The 18,561-nt window shown below is 49.0% G+C and carries 12 protein-coding genes, 1 tRNA gene, 2 pseudogenes and 1 riboswitch; of the genes and pseudogenes, 10 read left to right on the top strand and 5 right to left on the bottom strand.

Annotation, left to right across the window (positions count from 1 at the left end; all coding sequences use genetic code 11):
• Nucleotides 1–247 precede the first annotated feature (247 nt).
• Nucleotides 248–379, top strand: a riboswitch (cyclic di-AMP (ydaO/yuaA leader).
• An 87-nt stretch (nucleotides 380–466) separates the two neighbouring features.
• The gene (locus IEW48_RS10790; RefSeq protein ID WP_188623759.1) at nucleotides 467–1,141 is read left to right on the top strand and encodes a potassium channel family protein; all 675 of its coding nucleotides are present in this window, start codon (nucleotides 467–469) and stop codon (nucleotides 1,139–1,141) included.
• A 125-nt stretch (nucleotides 1,142–1,266) separates the two neighbouring features.
• Entirely contained in the window at nucleotides 1,267–2,706 is a 1,440-nt protein-coding gene (locus tag IEW48_RS10795; protein ID WP_229704018.1) for an amidase, read from the top strand.
• 36 nt (nucleotides 2,707–2,742) lie between these two features.
• Here IEW48_RS10795 and IEW48_RS10800 read toward each other — a convergent pair.
• From IEW48_RS10800 to dacB, 3 genes and pseudogenes are all read right to left on the bottom strand, one after another.
• Nucleotides 2,743–2,958: pseudogene (locus IEW48_RS10800) on the bottom strand (peroxiredoxin); the annotation flags it as partial.
• Nucleotides 2,959–3,037: 79 nt separating this feature from the next.
• Nucleotides 3,038–3,604 carry a ferritin family protein gene (locus IEW48_RS10805; RefSeq protein ID WP_188623762.1) on the bottom strand — a complete coding sequence of 189 codons (567 nt, stop codon included), beginning with the start codon at nucleotides 3,602–3,604 and terminating at the stop codon, nucleotides 3,038–3,040.
• Nucleotides 3,605–3,765: 161 nt separating this feature from the next.
• Nucleotides 3,766–4,710 (bottom strand): D-alanyl-D-alanine carboxypeptidase/D-alanyl-D-alanine endopeptidase, encoded by a 945-nt coding sequence (dacB, locus tag IEW48_RS10810; RefSeq protein WP_188623763.1) that lies wholly within the window; start codon nucleotides 4,708–4,710, stop codon nucleotides 3,766–3,768.
• Between dacB and IEW48_RS10815 the strand changes: the two genes are divergently transcribed.
• Nucleotides 4,640–4,795 carry a hypothetical protein gene (locus tag IEW48_RS10815; RefSeq protein ID WP_188623792.1) on the top strand — a complete coding sequence of 52 codons (156 nt, stop codon included), beginning with the start codon at nucleotides 4,640–4,642 and terminating at the stop codon, nucleotides 4,793–4,795. The genes dacB and IEW48_RS10815 overlap by 71 nt on opposite strands.
• Nucleotides 4,796–4,899: 104 nt before the next feature.
• On the opposite strand, the gene IEW48_RS10820 is transcribed toward IEW48_RS10815, so the two are convergent.
• Nucleotides 4,900–4,975, bottom strand: a tRNA-Val gene (locus IEW48_RS10820).
• Nucleotides 4,976–5,134: 159 nt separating this feature from the next.
• Between IEW48_RS10820 and IEW48_RS10830 the strand changes: the two are divergent.
• Nucleotides 5,135–6,421, top strand: a pseudogene (locus IEW48_RS10830) (ISNCY family transposase).
• A 644-nt stretch (nucleotides 6,422–7,065) separates the two neighbouring features.
• Here the strand turns inward: IEW48_RS10830 and IEW48_RS10835 are convergent.
• The gene (locus tag IEW48_RS10835; RefSeq protein WP_188623765.1) at nucleotides 7,066–8,307 is read right to left on the bottom strand and encodes an MFS transporter; all 1,242 of its coding nucleotides are present in this window, start codon (nucleotides 8,305–8,307) and stop codon (nucleotides 7,066–7,068) included.
• Nucleotides 8,308–8,951: 644 nt separating this feature from the next.
• Between IEW48_RS10835 and IEW48_RS10840 the strand changes: the two genes are divergently transcribed.
• The 6 genes from IEW48_RS10840 to addA all read left to right on the top strand — a co-directional run bounded on the left by IEW48_RS10840 (nucleotide 8,952) and on the right by addA (nucleotide 18,534).
• On the top strand, nucleotides 8,952–9,632 hold the full coding sequence (locus IEW48_RS10840) for a zinc metallopeptidase (protein WP_007504597.1): 681 nt from the start codon (nucleotides 8,952–8,954) through the stop codon (nucleotides 9,630–9,632).
• 1 nt (nucleotide 9,633) lies between these two features.
• Nucleotides 9,634–9,927, top strand: coding sequence for a hypothetical protein (locus IEW48_RS10845; RefSeq protein WP_188623766.1), 294 nt, complete (start codon nucleotides 9,634–9,636; stop codon nucleotides 9,925–9,927).
• A 55-nt stretch (nucleotides 9,928–9,982) separates the two neighbouring features.
• The gene (locus IEW48_RS17440) at nucleotides 9,983–10,105 is read left to right on the top strand and encodes a hypothetical protein (RefSeq protein WP_268236563.1); all 123 of its coding nucleotides are present in this window, start codon (nucleotides 9,983–9,985) and stop codon (nucleotides 10,103–10,105) included.
• A 75-nt stretch (nucleotides 10,106–10,180) separates the two neighbouring features.
• Nucleotides 10,181–11,005 (top strand): YihY/virulence factor BrkB family protein, encoded by an 825-nt coding sequence (locus IEW48_RS10850; RefSeq protein ID WP_188623767.1) that lies wholly within the window; start codon nucleotides 10,181–10,183, stop codon nucleotides 11,003–11,005.
• Nucleotides 11,006–11,168: 163 nt separating this feature from the next.
• Entirely contained in the window at nucleotides 11,169–14,669 is a 3,501-nt protein-coding gene (gene addB / locus IEW48_RS10855) for a helicase-exonuclease AddAB subunit AddB (protein WP_229704019.1), read from the top strand.
• Nucleotides 14,653–18,534: a helicase-exonuclease AddAB subunit AddA gene (addA, locus tag IEW48_RS10860; protein WP_188623768.1), complete on the top strand. Its 3,882-nt coding sequence runs from the start codon at nucleotides 14,653–14,655 to the stop codon at nucleotides 18,532–18,534. The genes addB and addA overlap by 17 nt, the downstream gene beginning before the upstream one ends.
• Nucleotides 18,535–18,561 lie beyond the last annotated feature (27 nt).

The following is an 18,561-nucleotide window of genomic DNA, read 5'->3' on the forward strand; positions in this document are numbered from 1 at the left end:
CAACATCCCTTACTTGAAAAATAAGGCCAATCTGCCAGTATACCGGGCGCTGAAGGGATTGGTTGGTTTTTAAAACAGGATAAGAAATGACCAAGAGAGTACCCTCAAACAATGAATCCGCTTACATACATGATGGGGATAAAAAACTCTGCCCGGAAATACTTGACTCACACGTTGGGGATATTGTAGTTGAATTTTTAACAGTAGGGGAGTATAATTTCGTTAAAATGAAATACGTTATAGGTAACACCTGCATGCGCTGAATTCCATTAGGAAGCGGGGGAACCATCTTTTTGGGGTGAACCTCATGGATTATGAGGAGGGAGACTCTTTCTTCCTAACCCGTCAGCTAACCTCGTAAGCGTTAAAGAGGGGTGGTTTTTTTGTGGGGCACAGAAATCCAACCCTTCTGTGCTTTTTTATTTTGGAAAGACTTTGGAGAAGAGACTGAGAAAAGGGGATTAAAATGAAACAAGCGAAACGTTCATTTCTGGTCATTGGCTTAGGCCGTTTTGGAGAGAGTATCACCAAAACATTGGCTTCACTTGATCATGAAGTGATGGTTATCGATAAAGATGAAGCTAAAGTAAATAAAGTGGCTGATTTGGTGACTCAGGCTGTCCACGCGGATGCCACCGATGAAAGTGTCCTGAAGGAACTTGGTGTCTCTAATTTGGACGAGGCCATTGTGGCTATCGGGGATGACATTCAAGCCAGCATCTTAACCACCTTGATCTTAAAGGATATGGGATTTGAGCGAATTGTTGTCAAAGCAAAAAATGACTACCACGGCAGAGTGTTGGAGAAAATTGGTGCTGATGTGATCATTCACCCCGAAAAAGACATGGGGATTCGGGTTGCTCACAGTATTTTGTCCGGTAATATCATAGATTTTATTGAGCTTTCTCCTGATTACAGCTTGATCGAGGTTGCTGCTTCTCAAACCATGAACGGCAAGTCTTTAAAAGAATTGAATTTGAGAGCGAAATTTGGTTGTACTGTGCTGACGATCAAACCAAAAGATGAAGAAAAGATCAATATCTCTCCAAGTGCCAATGATGTGGTCAAAGCAGGGGATGTTCTGGTTCTTGTCGGTACCAACCGGGCTCTCAGCAAGTTAGAACAGGAGCTCACGGATTAATTGGACCACCTCCACACTAAATGTGGAAAAAGTGGTGAATGATCCAAAAAAGCCGATTCAGCTAAATTCAGATAAAAATCTGTATCATATCTATATTTTTGCACATTCGATGAACAGTAACGGGAGTGATCGATTTGGATACATCCCTGTTGGAACTGGATGCGCTGGCACAAGCCGAATTGGTCCGCAACAAGCAGATTCATCCTGAAGAGCTGCTGGAAGCATACTTGAAGCGCTTTGAACAGCTCAACCCCCGTTTGAATGCTGTTATCACCCCAATGGTTGATGAGGCCAGACAGATGATTCGGGAGGGAGTTCCTCCAGGTCCCTTTCAGGGAGTGCCATTTTTGCTTAAGGATTCGGGCGTAGCTTATCCAGGCGTGCCCTTATCTTCAGGTTCTGCTATGTTAAAGCGCTACGTTCCCACGTATGAAAGTGAACTGGTGACCCGCTACAGACAGGCTGGGTTGGTTATTGTGGGCAAAACAAACACGCCGGAGTTTGGTCTGCTGGCCACCACTGAACCGCTGGCGTTCGGTCCCACGCTTAATCCATGGGATGAGACGCGGTCAGCGGGAGGTTCTAGCGGCGGTGCAGCAGCAGCGGTAGCTGTCGGCATGGTTCCCATGGCCCACGCCAGTGATGGAGGAGGGTCCATTCGAATTCCGGCGGCAGCATGTGGCGTATTTGGTTTCAAGCCCACCCGGGGCCGCACCCCATTGGGCCCGGCTGTTGGCGATGTAATGAATGGCTTGGTCAGCCACCATGCCGTGACCCGTTCAGTCCGGGACAGCGCTGCTTTGTTGGATGCCACCGCGGGTCCGGCGCCTGGTGATCCTTATTGGGCTCCGCCTGTTACGCGTCCTTATTTGCAAGAGACGAAGAGGACTCCCGGCCGGTTGCGGGTGGCGTTTACCCTGCGCTCGCCATTCGGGCATCCGATCCACGAAGAGTGTATCAAGGCGGTGCAAAGAGCGGCAAATTTGTGCCAGGAATTGGGGCATGAGGTGGAGGAGAGCATGCCCGACATCGACTATGAGGCTTATAAGGATGCTTTTCTGACCATCTGGAAAGTGGGGTGTGCGTTCAGTGTGGAAAGTTTGGCCCAGGCCAGCGGCTGCCGCCCAGCTGAGAACATGATCGAGCCGTTAACCCGGGCACTGTGGGAAGCTGGAAAACGAATCAGCGGTGACCAGTATTTGTCAGCGGTCACTGTCTTGCAACGCCTGGCCCGGCAAGTGGCTCACTTTTTCTCCCGCTATGATGTCTGGCTGACACCGACCATGGCCGAACCCCCCGTCCCTTTGGGAACATTTGATTCATCTTCCACCGACCCGGATAAGGTGATTAACCGCGGTTTTCATTATGTTCCGTTTACGCCACTGGCCAATGCGACTGGACAGCCGGCCATGTCCGTGCCATTGTACTGGAGTTCTTCGGGACTGCCCATTGGAACGCATTTTATCGGGCGGTTCGGCGACGAGGCAACGTTGTTCCGCCTGGCGGCACAGCTGGAACAAGCAGCACCCTGGTCTAACCGATTTCCTCCTTGTTTAGTGATGTAGAGAGCATCCCTATTCAGAATCCGAAATATATTAATTTTATATTCTCCCAATGTCTTCCGTTCGTCTTTGAATGCCGGGCATTCCTGGAACCCAGTTAGCTGGAATACCCAGGCCTGTTTGACGACTGAATTGCAGTCCTTGGATGAGGCGAACAATCTCATGGGTGTTTCGGCCGACTTCACGTGGATAAATAAGTTTGGCAACAATCATGCCGTCAGGATCCACAATGACAGTTGCCCGAAATGCCGAGCCAGGGAGGGGACAATGGTCCAGTTGTTCCACTGAAAGAGCTTCACTACGATTATCTCTTTCCAATTCAATTCACCCCAAATCATAACTTCTGGTCAAAAAACAAAAAGCTAAAACGGATCGCGTGTTCAATTTCGTCTGTAAAGGCTCTTAAAAAAACGTCTCTTACGCGCTGATCCATCGTGAATAAGTACACATTCCGGTATTCTTCATAAGCCTCTAATTCCCCTTCATAGGCCTTGTATAACCCTTCTTGATATGTCTGAAATTGAACCGGGTTAAATGTATATTGGGGTTGTTGACCGCTTAAGTCAGTATAAAGCTGAGAAAACAGTTCTAAATGCACCTTTTCATCATCTAATGCATGCTGAATTGCCTGTCTGTGTCTTTCATTTGGCGCCATCTGTATTAATCTCGAGTAAAAATCAATGGCTTGAGCTTCTCCTACAATTCCATTCATGATGGATGCTAACAAGGTTTGAAACTCGCCTTGTATCCTGTAGTCTGGCATGGGGTATGACATAGAAATGGGTTGCGAGGTTGAATAGGTCATTTGGGGATGTAACGGTTGAGAGGGATAATGGGACGGGTTCTGAGGACTTGAAGCAAGCCAATAGTTAGTGTTTGGATACGCATGTTGGTGGTACATCTGTATTCTCCTCCCCTGACTTAACATTTTCAATGCCAGTATATTCGTCTATTTCTATTATGTCCGCCCAATAATAGGCATTTGTGTTGATGGAATGACATGCCTCCGTAACATCTGGTGGAGGCATGTCAGCTTGGAAAAAAGTTATGGATGTTCACTGTTCATTGTTCAAAAGAAAACTCCGCCAGCCTGATCGCAATTTCATCTTCAAGATCCTTTGGACTACTGCCCATATAGTTATTCAATAAAATGGCAAACGTTAATGGATGTCCATCAGCTGTGGTCACATAGCCGCATAATGATGTTTTGGCCGTCAATGATCCTGTTTTGGCCCTCACATTGCCAGCAGCAGCTGTATCCCGCATACGATTGCGCAGGGTTCCGCCAACCATTCGTTCACTTATGCCAGCAACTGGCAACGACCCAAGAAATACATCGAACCATGGCTCCTCTTGCACCATATAGAGCAGATGAGTTAAATCTTTGGCCGCAATCATGTTCAAATGAGACATTCCAGAACCATCTCTGAGCCGGATCGCTTCATTTTTAAGTCCAATTGAGGCAATATAATTAGATACGACCTCTAATCCTTTTGACCAGCTTCCCTCATCATGGATCACTTTACCCATCTCTTTGACCAAAATTTCGGCATGTCCGTTATTGCTTAACTTCATAAAAGGAATAAAAAGCTCAGATAGAGGCATAGATTTCCTGGTGATTAAAGGAGTTGCATCTTCTGGAGTGGCTGCATAAACTTGATCATCTCCAAGTATGCGAATTCCAGTTTGTTGAAGAGACTGTCTGAGTAAATCCAAAGCATATCCAGTCGGCTCCCAAACGTTCACCCAGGTTCTGTACTGCAGACCGTTGTGCGGTATGGTTCCCTCGACTACGATGTGATTATGTCCGTGTTGCCGCTGGATTGAAATGCTCCTGGGTCCGCCTTGTTCTACCGTTTCAGTATTGTTTATGATGGTGACGTAATTTGTTTCACTTACCTCCGACAGAAGTCTCCCACTTCTAAGCGAAGCGAAAGTGGGAGATGAATGTCGGTTTGATGTAGCCCTCAAAATGAAATGTTTCGCTATCCTAACGACCATGAACATCTATGCCCATGCCTTAGAGGAAGCCGACAGGGCAGCAGCGGAAAAGTTTGACACGCTGTTTAAAACAAAAAAAGAACAGGCTTAGTGGTGGCAGCATTTTCTGCCACCAATTTGCCACCAATCAGCCTGTTTCACAAGATTTATGTAACTGTATTATAACAAAAAATCCTTGATATCAAGCGGTTTTTATGGTGACTCGGGGCGGGCTCGAACCGCCGACCCCCACCCTGTCAAGATGGTGCTCTCCCGACTGAGCTACCGAGTCACATCATTGATTTTTAATCTGCCTTGCGGCGACATTGAATATATTAGCACGCAAAAATGAAGTTGTCAACACCTTGACTAAGATTTGTTGTTCGTCTGTGATATTGTCATATTGTAACGCGTCAGTGAAAATGTCACTATGGGACAGGAGAAGATTACAATGAGCAAAAAAGAACTGATGCGTTACAAGGTCGTTAGTCGGTGGATTGATGGTCTCATAACAGGGAGTGAAGCTGCTGAACTGTTGAATTTAAGCTATCGCCAGGTTTGCCGCCTGAAAAAACGCATACTTGAGGAGGGAGAAACTGGGGTCATACACAAAAACAAAGGGCGCAAACCGGCTCATGCCTTGGATGATGAAGTCCGCCAAAGGATTCTATAACTTCATCAAAGTGAACGATACAAAAACTGTAATGATGTTCATTTTGCTGAATTATTGGCCAAATATGAAGGGATAGAGGTTAGCCCTTCTACCGTACGTCGCATACGCCTTGCGGCCCGGATCAAAGCCAAGCGCAAACGCCGGCCTGCAAAGGCCCATCGTCCGCGAAAAAGGAAACCCCAGGCCGGCATGCTGGTTCAGATGGATGGCAGTTTTCATCGTTGGCTGGAGGACCGGGCCGAACCCATGTGTCTTTTGGCCGCTATTGATGATGCCACAGGAAGAATTGTGGCCGCTGTTTTCCGTCCACAGGAGGACACTGAAGGATATTTCCTCTTAACCCGGCAAATGATTGAACGGGAGGGCATCCCAATGAGTATCTATTCCGATCGGCACATGATCTTCCGTTCCCCTCATGACAAGCTCACGATTGAGCAAGAACTGGCAGGGGAGTCCAAGCCATTGTCGCAATTTGGCCAAGCACTGAGAGATCTTGGCATTGAACACATCCAGGCCCATACCCCACAAGCCAAGGGACGGATAGAACGGCTGTTTGAAAGACTGCAGGACCGCTGGGTGATTGAATTACGTCTTCGAGGTGTGGATTCCATTGAGAAAGCCAATCGTGTTTTGCCCGAGCTCATCGAGGAACACAACCAAGCTTTTGCTGTTGAACCGACGGATCCCCATAGCGCTTTTGTTCCGCTGGAACAACCCCAACCAGATTTAGATCTGATTTTATGCTACCGTCATTGGCGCACTTTAGGAACGGGGCACACACTGTCCTTTGATCACAAAACCTATGTCGTTGCTGAGGACAGTCAGAAAACCGTTATTCCACCCAAATCACGCGTAGAGGTGCGCCAGACACTGGATGGAAGACTCTTTTTGTGGTACAAGGGCAAAGCCTGTGCGCTGAAGGAAATACCCAAACCTAAACGCCAGGCTGCCCCGTCAAAACAAAAAGCGGGCTCAGAGCGAAAGCCCCATAAGCCTGACGAAAATCATCCTTGGCGGAAACCACTGTTTAACTCAAATAAAAGCACCAGAGACTGCCAGGTGTAGTCAGACAGCGCCAAGCTGATACAGGGACCTTCATCCCTTAATGACCATACAGCCTGAGCAGCGAACGAAATCAAGGGCGAGTGCAACGAGGGCGAAAGCCTTTACCCTTGATTTCGTGAGCGTAACAGGCTAGTCTTGTGCAAGGGATGAAGGTATCAATATGACATTTTCACTGATGCTTGACACTAATCCTTTACTAGGGTAGTAAAAATTAAATGATTTAATAAAACAGTTATTTTTTTAGGAAGGCACAACCTTGTGTTTTCCCTTTAGATATATCTAGTCCTACGACGGGTTTCATCTTAATCTCCTTTCTGATTTATTGCCGGTAGGCCCACTCATAATTCCAGTTCCACAGATTCGCACTAGATACGAGATCATTGTCTCAACCAGCTCAAACATGGTAACTACAATAGTGAGTGAACAGTTTGTGTAACGGGATCTTGGTCCCTAATATTTTATCGTTCTGCCCGGCTATTGTAATCTTATATCAATTAATAAGGGTCAACCAGCATAAAACTGGTTAACCTGATGATACGAAAACATGTTTATAAACTCTTTATTGGTTACCATAGTTTGTTGTGGTCAAACACCAGTAATTTAAAAAACGGCTTCCGATTTTGGCAGTGTCTAAATTTTGAAAATTACATTGATGATGAAGCTTGTTGTTGGTTAAACTTGTATGAACGTAATGATTTTTGTTGGAACGCTATTAGTCCTGCAACTAGGTATAACACTCCGCAAAGTAAGTAGATATTTTGAACACCGATTAAATCTGCTAAATAACCAACGATAAGTACGTTAATGCTTTGCCATGGTGTTAAGAAAGCGTTACGTGCGGCCATAATTCCGGCTCTACGTTGAGCAGGAATAGCATCCTGCAATACTGTAACTTGGAAAATTGATCTTGCTTGGTATATTGGCCCCATAAGAACACATAAAAGTACAGCAATTATAGGTAATGAATTTATGGAGAAAAGAATGGTAAATACCCCCATTGATAAACCAGATAAACCAATCATTAATCCAATACTATTTGAGAACGTTCGCGCATTAAATGTTACAATGAAACTGCCTATTATAGCACCTAAAAAGTAGCTAGCATTGAGAAAACCCCACCACTCTTCTCCGGCATCTAGAATAACAGTTGCAAACGCTAATAGTAATGCCGAAGTCCAAATAGCATTTGAAAAGCCTTCTATGGTTTCCATTATAGTGATACTTCTAACAACCGGTATTCTCCATACCTCTATCCATGCAGGTACCTTATTTTCCTGGGATTGGTCTTTGTTTTCTTTTTCATCAAGCTTTATAAAGTAGACGGTAATCCCCGACGAAATATATGCAAGGCAAATTATTAAAATGATGTAGGGGAACCATATAAAAGCAATTAATATACCACCTAGTGCCCACCCCGCTGCCATTAACATTTGTTGAATCATAACTAACGTTCCATTGGCTTTTACATATTGATCGTTTGAAACAATTAAAGGTAGGAGGGCGAATCTAGCTGGATTATACCAGGCATTTATAAAAGAATTAATAATAATCGCCCCAAATAATCCTATCAATCCGACATATGTTTCAATAGTTAAGAAATATCCTATTAAAGCTGATAAAAACGCTCTCGCCCATCCAGCAAAATGAATTATGTTTTTCATTGAATAGCGGTCAATAATTTTAGACGCAATTAATCCGCTTATAAATAGTGATAGTGACATTATTGCAAGAACAGAAGCAGATCCCACAATTGAATTAGTCATTTTATAAACTTGTACCATTACAACGACTTGTAATAAAATATGTGCTAATGCATTAAATGTTTGTGATAACCACAATTTTACGAAGTTTACTTGTTTCCATATTGGTATTTGCGTGTTTTCCATCCATATCCTCCTAAAAGCCACACATGAATTTGGACAGCAGCGCATTCAATCAAGCAGCCGTTATATGTCTCCAGAGAAATTTTTGAGAAGCACAAACAAGGATTTAAACTCTGCACAAGAAGTGCATGATAATCCGCAATACAATCGTTTTGTTTCGTCATAAAAACCCTGAAGTTTGTCCGGGAGCTAATCAAGGACGTGGATACGTTACTCTTGATGAAATGGACTCCAGTATGACGAAACAATGTGAATTTCATGGACACATCTTAGTTAAGTCCCTTACAATAAAACTAGGAGAGGATGTGTCCGTGATTAAACGTAAGAAAAAACCATCGTTGATCTCTATACACAGGGACCCCAGTAAAAAGAATATATAGTCGTCTGGGATACTTAACTCCCCAGGCTGTTGAAGATCGATTGAAACAATCTGCTTAATACTTAACTTAATTGTATCCAAGATATTGACTCAATTCCAAGGTATCAATATGACATTTTTTCTGACGAATTAATATGACATTTTCACTGATGCTTGACAACACCTTGACTAAGATCTTTTTATTTCAATAGTCAACTGCTCTGACATATAATTCGTCAGTTTTGGTGTTATACTAACAAACAGAATGTTTGACAAAGGAGAATGAACGGTGATCTTTCACCCCTTGGATTTTTTAATCTTTGCGGCCTTTGGAGTGGCAATGTGGGCCCAAACACAGGTACAGGGCAAGTTTCAACACTACGCCAGAATACAAGCGTCTGCCGGATTAACAGGGGCGCAAGTCGCCCGCTACATTTTGGACAGGGAAGGACTCCAGCATGTAGCCGTGGAGCAATCCCCGTACGGCCCGCTTTCAGATCATTACGATCCCACTGTGCGCAAAGTGCGGTTGTCTGAACCTGTTTATCATGGCCGTTCCATTGCTGCGTTAGCCGTTGCAGCCCATGAAGTGGGACATGCGATTCAACACCGGGCCCGTTATCCCATGCTGGTCTTACGGCACCGGTTATTCCCCATAGCCAACCTGGGATCCAGAGTGGCTCCGTTTTTGCTTCTCGCCGGATTTTTACTGTACATCACTGAGTTAATTGGGCTAGGCATTATTTTCTTTTCTGGGGCAGTCCTCTTTCAAGTGGTGACATTACCTGTTGAGTTTAATGCCAGTGCCAGGGCAGAGAACAAACTGCTGGAAATGGGCCTGATTCGTCAGGAAGAAGTGCGGGGGGTCAAAAAGGTATTGCGCGCTGCAGCCTTAACTTATGTGGCCAGTACCCTCATCGCGGTTTTACAGCTGCTTAAATTTATTTTGATCTTCCGCGGCAGGCGGTAAAGTGCGCTTCATAAACTGTTTTTATTTATTCAAAGCTTTAGTCACTGTGATTCAGGACAAGCTGAACATCAGACTGGAAGGGATGTTTGATGCCGACAATGTATATCATGGTGGCATTGCCCCGTTCAGGAAAGTCAACCTACGTTGCCCAACATTTTCAGTCTTTGCCCAAGGTGTCGGCCGATCAGCTCAAAGTGTTGATTCATGGCCGACGGTCATCCAAACTGAGGTGGAGATACGTCAACAACGGGCCATACAAACGAACCAGGCAGACCTGATTCCCGTGATCGGGTGATAAGAACAACAAATGAGGCACATACTATTAGCACATAAAAAAACCAGAGGTGAGTATGTGGCGACCCAATGAACATTTTGCCCAGTTTGGGGGCGTTCATTTTATTAATAACGTTCCTCCAGAGGAGATTAACCGATTTGTGCGGGAACTTCCTGAAGCAAAAAGACAGCCTGTTTGAAGTGATCCTTTCAGAATCCAAAGCAGCCGGTTCTGGTATAAATTAAAGTAAGCTGATCAAGCCTTTAAAAGAGGAATGATCCCTATGTGGTCCTTTATCAAAACCCTGTTTGAGCGCTTTATGCGCCATGAGATTCCCGATCTGGCTGCCCAGCTCTCTTTTTATTTTTTATTGTCCCTGTTTCCGTTTTTGTTGTTTGCTATTACCTTGTTGGCTTACTTGCCCCTTTCAACAGACTATGTGCTGTTCATGATCGGTCAGTATCTTCCTATGGAGTCCACGGATCTGGTGGAAGAGAATATCCGGCGTGTCCTGGATGTGCAGCGACCCGAACTGCTCTCCTTCAGCTTGCTGTTTGCCTTATGGTCTGCCTCTCACGGCAGTTATGCCATTATGCGCGCCTTAAACAGGGCCTATGATGTGGAAGAGGAACGTTCGTTCATCAGGGCCAGAGTCGTGGCGGTTTTACTTATTTTAGGGATGTTTGTTGTTTTTCTTGTCGCTCTGATTCTCCCGGTCTTTGGCCGTGCGTTGGGGCTGGCTTTGTTCCATGTCGTGGGTTTGTCGGATGAATTTTTAAGGATGTGGCATGTGATCCGCTGGTGGATCAGCTTATTTGTCATCGTACTGGTTTTTATGTATTTGTATATACTCGCTCCCAACACAACCCTCCGTTTGCGTGAGGTGTGGATCGGAGCGGTGGTGGCTGCCATGGGCTGGCATCTGATTTCACTGGGTTTTTCCTACTATGTGGACAATTTTGCCAACTTTACAGCCATGTACGGCGGGATCGGCGGTGTTGTGGTCTTTATGTTATGGTTGTATCTGGCCGGGATGATGCTGCTCTTGGGTGGAGAAATTAATTCAACATTAAAGCTGATCAGAAGAAGCGGTTCATAACAAAGAAGATGAGACAGGGTCATGGTTTCCGTTTTTCCCCTTGCAGAGCAAGGGGTTTTTTTCGTTCGAAAATATGTTCCCTGACAAATTGGTGTCGTCATGGTATGGTTTAATATAGAAGGCTAAGAGATCGTCAAGGGAGGGAGCAGCCATTTCTCTGCGGTTGATTCTTGGCCGGGCAGGAAGTGGGAAAACCACATTTTGCCTGGAAGAAATCAAAGGAAAATTACTGGAAGATCCGGCAGGCAGTCCAATTATTTATCTGGTCCCGGAACAAATGACTTTCCAATCGGAGTATAAATTAATCCGCTCCAAAGCGGTCAAAGGAATGATCCGGGCCCAGGTCTACAGTTTTACCCGGCTGGCCTGGCGGGTGCTGCAAGAGACAGGCGGTTTGGCTCGTTACCACTTGAAGCAAACAGGAATACATATGCTCTTGCGCAAAATTGTAGCACATGAGCAAGAACGCCTGCACATCTTTGCTAAATCAGCTAAGACGAGCGGCTTTATCCAGCAGCTGGAGGAGCTCTTGACTGAGTTTAAACGCTACACCATCACCCCGGAGTTGCTTGAGGCACAGCGCGAAACCCTGCTGGCCAAAGAGGAACTGGCGCCCCATGAGGTGGCGCTGGCGGATAAGCTGCATGATTTATACCTTATTTTTAAACGTTTGGAAGCAGAGTTGCGAGGCCGGTATGTGGACTCAGAAGATTATTTGCGCTTATTGGCGGAAAACGTTCCCCGTGCCGCTGGTTTACAGCAAGCAGAAATCTACGTGGATGGTTTCCACAGCTTTACACCCCAGGAACGGCTGGTCTTAAAAGCGCTCATGGGCACGGCCCGGCGGGTGACCGTGGCATTAACCCTGGACAAGGTCCGGACAGAGGTCCCCGATGAGCTGGATTTGTTCCATATGACGGGCACCACCTGCTGCCAATTGCTGGACGCAGCGCGAGAGACAGATTGTGAAGTTGAGACGCCGGTGGTGCTTCCGGCTGGTTCGCGGTTCGTCAATCCTGCGCTGGCCCATGTGGAAGCGCATTACGACAGCCGCCCTGCCGTTCCGTTTACTGGCCGTGAACGGGTGGAAGTGCTGGCAGCAGTCAACCGCCGGGCTGAAGTAGAAGGGATAGCCCGGGAAATCTTACGGCTGGTGCGGGATGAACACTACCGCTGGCGAGATTTTGCAGTGCTGATTCGCAACCAGGAAGACTACTATCCGTTGATCGAAACCATTTTTGAAGATTACGGAATACCTGTTTTCCAGGACCATAAGCGGTCCATGCTGAACCACCCCCTGATTGAGTTGATCCGTTCCAGCCTGGATATTATTCACGGCAACTGGCGCTATGAGGCTGTGTTTCGCTGTTTGAAGACAGAGCTGTTATTTCCGGTAAATACCGACCGGCTGGCTATGCGGGAAGCGGTGGACCGGCTGGAAAATGTGGCCTTGGCTTACGGGATTCAAGGTGAGCGCTGGTACCGGGATGAACAATGGCGGTACCGTCTCAAGGCCATGTTGGGGGAGCAAGGCGGGCCGCAGAAGGAAGAGGAGCGGCAGCTGGAGGAAGAGCTCAACCGCCTGCGCTTCATGCTTGTCGAGCCCTTGCGCAAGCTGGAGCAGGAGATGGCACAGGCGGTTACCATCCGGCAGCGGTGCGGAGCCTTGTACCGGTTTCTGGCGGAATTGGACGTACCACGCAAAATTGAAATCCTGCGTGATGAAGCGGTGGAGCACGGGGAGCTGGACAAGGCACGGGAACATGATCAGGTGTGGGACGCTGTGGTTGACCTGCTGGATCAAATGGTGGAAGTGACCGGAGAGGAACCGTTGTCCTTTGATCTATTCCGCCAGATGATGGAGACTGGTTTGGAGAGCATGCGTTTTGCGATCGTCCCACCGGCCATGGATCAGGTGCTTGTGGCCAACATGGAGCACTCCCGTTTTTCCGATGTGAAGTGCACTTTCATTTTAGGGGTGAACGACGGGATCATTCCGGCCAAGCCTCAGGAAAAAGGCATCATCTCTGAAGAAGAGCGGGAATGGCTGACAGGACGGGGCATCGAACTGGCCTCCGGCAGCCGCAAGCAACTTCTGGATGAGCAATTTTTAATCTATCTGGCCCTGGCCAGTCCTTCGGAACGGCTGTATCTCAGCTATCCGCTGGCCGATGAGGAAGGGCAGTCGCTCCTGCCCTCCGTGCTGATCAAACGGATGAGAGATCTCTTCCCTGATCTGGAAGAGACGTTGATTCTGAACGAGCCCAATGAGGAGGGTGAACAGAAGCAGCTCACCTATGTCAACCATCCGTCTAAAACGCTGTCTTATTTAGCCAGTGAGTTGCAAGCCTGGAAACGGGGGTATCCGGTACATCCCTTATGGTGGGATGTGTACAACTGGTATATGGCCGACCCTGAGTGGCACAAGCAGGCCCGGCGGGTATTGGACAGCCTGTTTTACCGCAATGAAGCCAGACAGCTGTCCAAAGAGGTTAGCCGCTCCTTGTACGGCTCGCGCCTTTTGCTCAGTGTTTCGCGCATGGAAAAATTCCAGTCCTGCCCGTTCAGCCAGTTTGCCGCATACGGCCTTAAACTGGGTCAGCGGCAGATTTACCGGCTGGATGCGCCGGATATTGGCCAATTATTCCACGCCGCACTCAAAATGATGGCTGACGAGCTGCGGGAAAAGGGAGTCAACTGGGCTTCCCTGGACAGGGAACAGTGTGAAGAGCTGGCCAAAGAAGCAGTGGAGCGTTTGGCCCCTGTGATCCAGCGGGAAATCTTGTTCAGCTCCAACCGCTATCAATACATGAAAGGCAAGCTGCAAAAAGTGGTCGGAAGGGCTTCCTTTATCCTAAGTGAACATGCCAGAAGGAGCGGTTTCTCCCCTGTGGGCTTGGAAGTGGGGTTCGGCCCCCAGGAAACCTTGCCCCCCTTGCGCTTTACATTGAAAAACGGGATCACGCTGGAAGTGATTGGCCGTATTGACCGGGTGGACAAGGCAGATTCCTCCAAGGGGACGCTGTTAAGGATTATTGATTATAAATCAAGCCACAAAACACTCAATCTAGCCGAGGTGTTTTTTGGCCTGGCCTTGCAGATGCTTGCTTATCTGGACGTGGTGCTGACCCATGCCCAAACATGGCTGGGAACGGAAGCCTTGCCGGCCGGGGTGCTTTACTTCCATGTCCACAACCCCCTCGTTCAGGCGCAAGGCAGGCTGCTCCGTGACGAAATCGAACAGGAACTGTTCAAAAAGTTTAAGATGAAAGGACTGCTTTTGGCGGATACAGAAGTGGTGCAGCTGATGGACACCACCTTAACGAGGGGTTACTCAGAGATCATTCCTGTCGCGTTGAAAAAGGATGGCAGCTTTTACAGCAATTCATCTGTCATTTCCAGGGAAGATTTTGAACATGTGCGCGCCTTTATCCGCCGTAAGATAACGGAGATTGGTGAACGGTTGACGGAAGGGGAGATTGGCATTCATCCCTATAAATTGAAACAGAACACCCCGTGCACCTGGTGTGAGTACCGTCCCCTGTGCCAGTTTGATCCGTCACTGGAAGCCAATCAGTACCGGATCTTGGTGCCGGAAAAGGGAGATGACATTTTGAACAAGATTCGCAGTGAAGGCGGTGAATCGAATGAAGGTGAAAGCTAAACCACAAAGCAGCCAGTGGACCGATGAGCAATGGCAGGCGATTGCCGCCGGAGGGAACAATATGCTGGTGGCCGCTGCAGCGGGAAGCGGTAAAACAGCGGTTTTGGTAGAGCGGATTATTCAAAAAATCATTGATCCCGACCATCCCGTTGATGTGGACCGGCTGTTGATCGTCACCTTTACCAACGCGGCGGCCAGTGAGATGCGCAAGCGAATCGGCGAGGCCATTGAAAGGGAGTTGGACAGGCGGCCTGCCTCCCTGCATCTGCGCCGCCAACTTTCCCTGTTAAACAGGGCGATGATTTGTACCTTGCATTCCTTTTGCTTGAGCGTGGTGCGCAAACATTATTACAAACTGGATATTGACCCTCAGTTTCGCATTGCTGATGAAACGGAAGCGGAGCTGCTTAAGGAAGAAGTGCTGGAGGAACTGTTTGAAGAGGAGTACGGCAAGCCGGGGAATGAAAGCTTTTATGCCCTGGTCGACCGCTATACGTCTGACCGGGGGGATGCTGAGCTTTCGGCACTGATCAGTAAGGTGTATGAATTTTCCCGGGCCCATCCGGATCCTGATGCCTGGCTGGAGAGGATGGCGGCCAGTTACGAGGTTCACCCAGCTGCTTCTGTGGATGAACTGCCCTGGACCCAGGATGTGCTGCAAAGTGTCAAACTGCAACTGGAGGGCTGTCAAGCCGTGTTGGAACAAGCCTTGGCCTGGGCGGAAGCACCGGGTGGGCCCGCTCCCTATGTTGAGACGCTGGCTGATGATCTCCGCCAGATCACAAGCCTTCTGGAGAAACAGACTTGGACCGAGCTGTATGCTGGTTTCGGGCAGCTGGCGTTGGCCAAGCTGAAACCGGTCCGGGGTGATGAGGCAGACAAGACCTTGCAAGAAAAGGTGAAAGCAAGCCGGGAGCAGGTGAAGAAACAGCTTAATAAGCTCCATCAACAGCTGTTCAGCCGTCCACCGGAAGAGCTGGTGGAGGATGTGCGCCAGATGGCACCTGTGGTGTGCACGTTGGTACGCCTGGTCCAGGCCTTCGCCGAGCGCTACTGGCAGGTCAAAAAGGCCCGCGGGCTTGTGGATTTTAATGATTTGGAGCATCTTGCCTTGCGCATCTTGAGCAACAAAGACGGTCAGCCGGGCCACTCGGAAGCACGGTCAGTTGCAAAACACAGCAAGCCCCAGGACTATACGGGTGACCAGCCTGCCGGTGAATCCGTGCTGCCCAGGCTGTTTCCCTCTGAAGTCGCCCTGGACTTGCAACAACAATTTGTGGAAGTCCTGGTGGATGAGTATCAGGATACCAACCTGGTGCAGGAAGCCATTTTACAGTTGGTGACGAGAGGAAACAACTTGTTTATGGTGGGCGATGTGAAGCAGAGCATTTACCGCTTCCGCCTGGCAGAGCCCGGCTTGTTTCTGCACAAATACAAATGCTTTACCCCAACGGGGGAGGGAGCCGGCCTGCGCATTGATCTGGCCCGCAACTTTCGCAGCCGGGCCGAGGTGCTGGATGCCACCAACTATATTTTCCGCCAGATCATGGATGAAAGCATTGGTGAAATCGCCTATGACCAAGAGGCAGAGCTCAAGCTGGGGGCCTCCTATCCAGAGTATGAAGACACGGCAGCCGAATTGCTGGTTATTAACCGGGGGGAACAGGTAAGTGAAGGCCCTGCTGAAAGAGAGGAAAACCAAGCAGAAAGCAGCGGGGAGGAGCAAGCGGAGGAAGAGCTGGAGACGGCCCAGCTGGAAGCCAGGCTGATTGCCCGCAAAATTAAGACCCTGATCGAAAAACCACACCAAGTCATGGATAAACAGACAGGATGCTTGCGCAACATCACCTACCGGGACATTGTCATTTTGATGCGCTCCATGCCCTGGGCACCTGTCTTGATGGAAGAGCTGAAGCAGCAGGGCATCCCTGTCTATGCTGAGCTGTCCAGCGGTTATTTTGAGGCGGTGGAAGTGTCCACCATGCTCTCCTTGCTGAAAGTGATCGACAACCCTGACCAGGATATTCCTTTGGCCGCCGTGCTCCGTTCACCTGTTGTCGGCCTGACGGAAGATGAACTGGCCGAGATCCGCCTTGCCCACAGGCAGGGCACCTATTTCGATGCCTTGAAAACCGCCTGCCGCACGCTCGCCCATCAACCGCTGGGCCAGAAGCTGAACCACTTTTACAACCGGTTGCAAGTGTGGCGCACCCGGGCCCGACAGGGAGCCCTGTCCGAACTGATCTGGCAGCTGTACCGGGAAACGGGCTACTACGACTTTGTGGGGGGCCTGCCCGGCGGCAAACAGCGGCAAGCCAATTTGCGCGTCTTGTATGACCGAGCCCGCACCTATGAAGCCACCTCTTTCCGCGGACTGTTCCGTTTCTTGCGGTTTATCGAGCGGATCCAAGACCGGGGGGATGACCTGGGCACGGCCAGAGCCCTTGGTGAACAGGAAGACGTGGTACGCCTGATGACCATTCATAAAAGTAAGGGGCTTGAATTTCCCGTGGTCTTTGTGGCCGGATTGGGCAAAGGGTTCAACATGAAAGATCTGCGTGGAGGCGTATTGTTGCATAAGGAGTTAGGCTTCGGCTCCCGGTTTATCGATCCGGAGCAGCGCATCGCTTATCCCACCTTGCCCCAACTGGCCCTTAAAGAGCGGCTGCACCTGGAAATGATTGCTGAAGAGATGCGTGTGCTGTATGTGGCCTTAACCCGGGCCAAGGAGAAGTTGTTCCTGATCGGCACGGTGAAAGATGGGCAGAAAACCCTGGAGCGCTGGCAAGCCGCCCTGGAGCACCCAGACTGGCTTTTGCCTGCCCATGAGCGGGCCCAGGCCTCCTCATATCTGGATTGGATCGGGCCGGCAGTGATCCGCCACCGGGAGGCGCAAGCCTCGCTGGGGACAAAGCAAGCTGGCACAGGACAACAGGGTAGCGTGGCAGAGGGGATCCGGGGGGTTAATGAAGTGGCCCAGGATCCGTCCCGCTGGACAGTCACTCTGGTGGAACAGTCTGAGTTGACACAGCTGGATGAGGAGCAAAAAGCCCGGGAGGAAGCTTATCTTGAAGCCCTTAAAAAAGGTCTGCCGGTAGAGGAGAGCAGTCCTTTCCGGGATCGGGTCCAGCGGCAGCTGTCCTGGCAGTATCCCTACCGGATGGCCACCTTCCATCACTCCAAGCAGTCGGTGACGGAAATCAAGCGGGCTTGGATAGCAGCTGACGCCTATACCGACAGCGACTATATCGGCATGTTCCGTTCCTCACTGGCGGAACGGCCCCGCTTTGTCCAGGAGGAACAGCAGCTTTCGGCAGCTGAGAAGGGAACAGCCATGCATCTGGTCATGCAACATGTGCCCCTTCAACCCCCGGTGACTCATGAAAGCGTACAAAGACTGATCAAACACATGGTGGAACAGGAACTGTTAACCCAGGAACAGGCCCAGGTGATTGATGCACCGGCCATTGTCCGCTTTTTTGAAAGCGACATTGGCCAGCGCCTTCTGCGTGCTTCCTTCGTGCGCCGGGAAGTGCCGTTCAGCTATGGATTGCCTGCCCGTGAGGCTTACCGGGATTGGGAAGAGGATCTCCAGCAAGCAGGGGAAGAGGAAGTGGTGCTGGTCCAAGGGGTGATCGACTGTATGTTTCGTGATGACCAGGGACTGGTGTTGCTGGATTACAAAACGGATACCATTGAGGGCCGCTTCCAAGGCGGATTTGAGGAAGACAAAGCAGTTTTGCTGGAACGTTATCACGTTCAGCTTCAGCTGTATACGCGGGCAGTGGAAGAGATCTGGCAGGAAAAAGTGGCAGCGAAATATTTGTACTTCTTCGATGGTGGTCATTGGCTGGCTATCCCGTAACGAGACGTTCCTGACGAAAGGAGAGGA

Source organism: Caldalkalibacillus thermarum (genome assembly GCF_014644735.1).
GTDB classification, from domain to species: Bacteria; Bacillota; Bacilli; order Caldalkalibacillales; family Caldalkalibacillaceae; genus Caldalkalibacillus; species Caldalkalibacillus thermarum.

What these genes read in the sequence shown, in the direction of transcription:
- IEW48_RS10790 (WP_188623759.1), top strand. Translation starts at nt 467, where the DNA reads ATGAAACAAGCGAAACGTTCATTTCTGGTCATTGGCTTAGGCCGTTTT.
- IEW48_RS10805 (WP_188623762.1), bottom strand. Translation starts at nt 3,604, where the DNA reads ATGTACCACCAACATGCGTATCCAAACACTAACTATTGGCTTGCTTCA.
- dacB (WP_188623763.1), bottom strand. Translation starts at nt 4,710, where the DNA reads ATGTTCATGGTCGTTAGGATAGCGAAACATTTCATTTTGAGGGCTACA.
- IEW48_RS10835 (WP_188623765.1), bottom strand. Translation starts at nt 8,307, where the DNA reads ATGGAAAACACGCAAATACCAATATGGAAACAAGTAAACTTCGTAAAA.
- IEW48_RS17440 (WP_268236563.1), top strand. Translation starts at nt 9,983, where the DNA reads ATGTGGCGACCCAATGAACATTTTGCCCAGTTTGGGGGCGTTCATTTT.
- IEW48_RS10850 (WP_188623767.1), top strand. Translation starts at nt 10,181, where the DNA reads ATGATCCCTATGTGGTCCTTTATCAAAACCCTGTTTGAGCGCTTTATG.
- addA (WP_188623768.1), top strand. Translation starts at nt 14,653, where the DNA reads ATGAAGGTGAAAGCTAAACCACAAAGCAGCCAGTGGACCGATGAGCAA.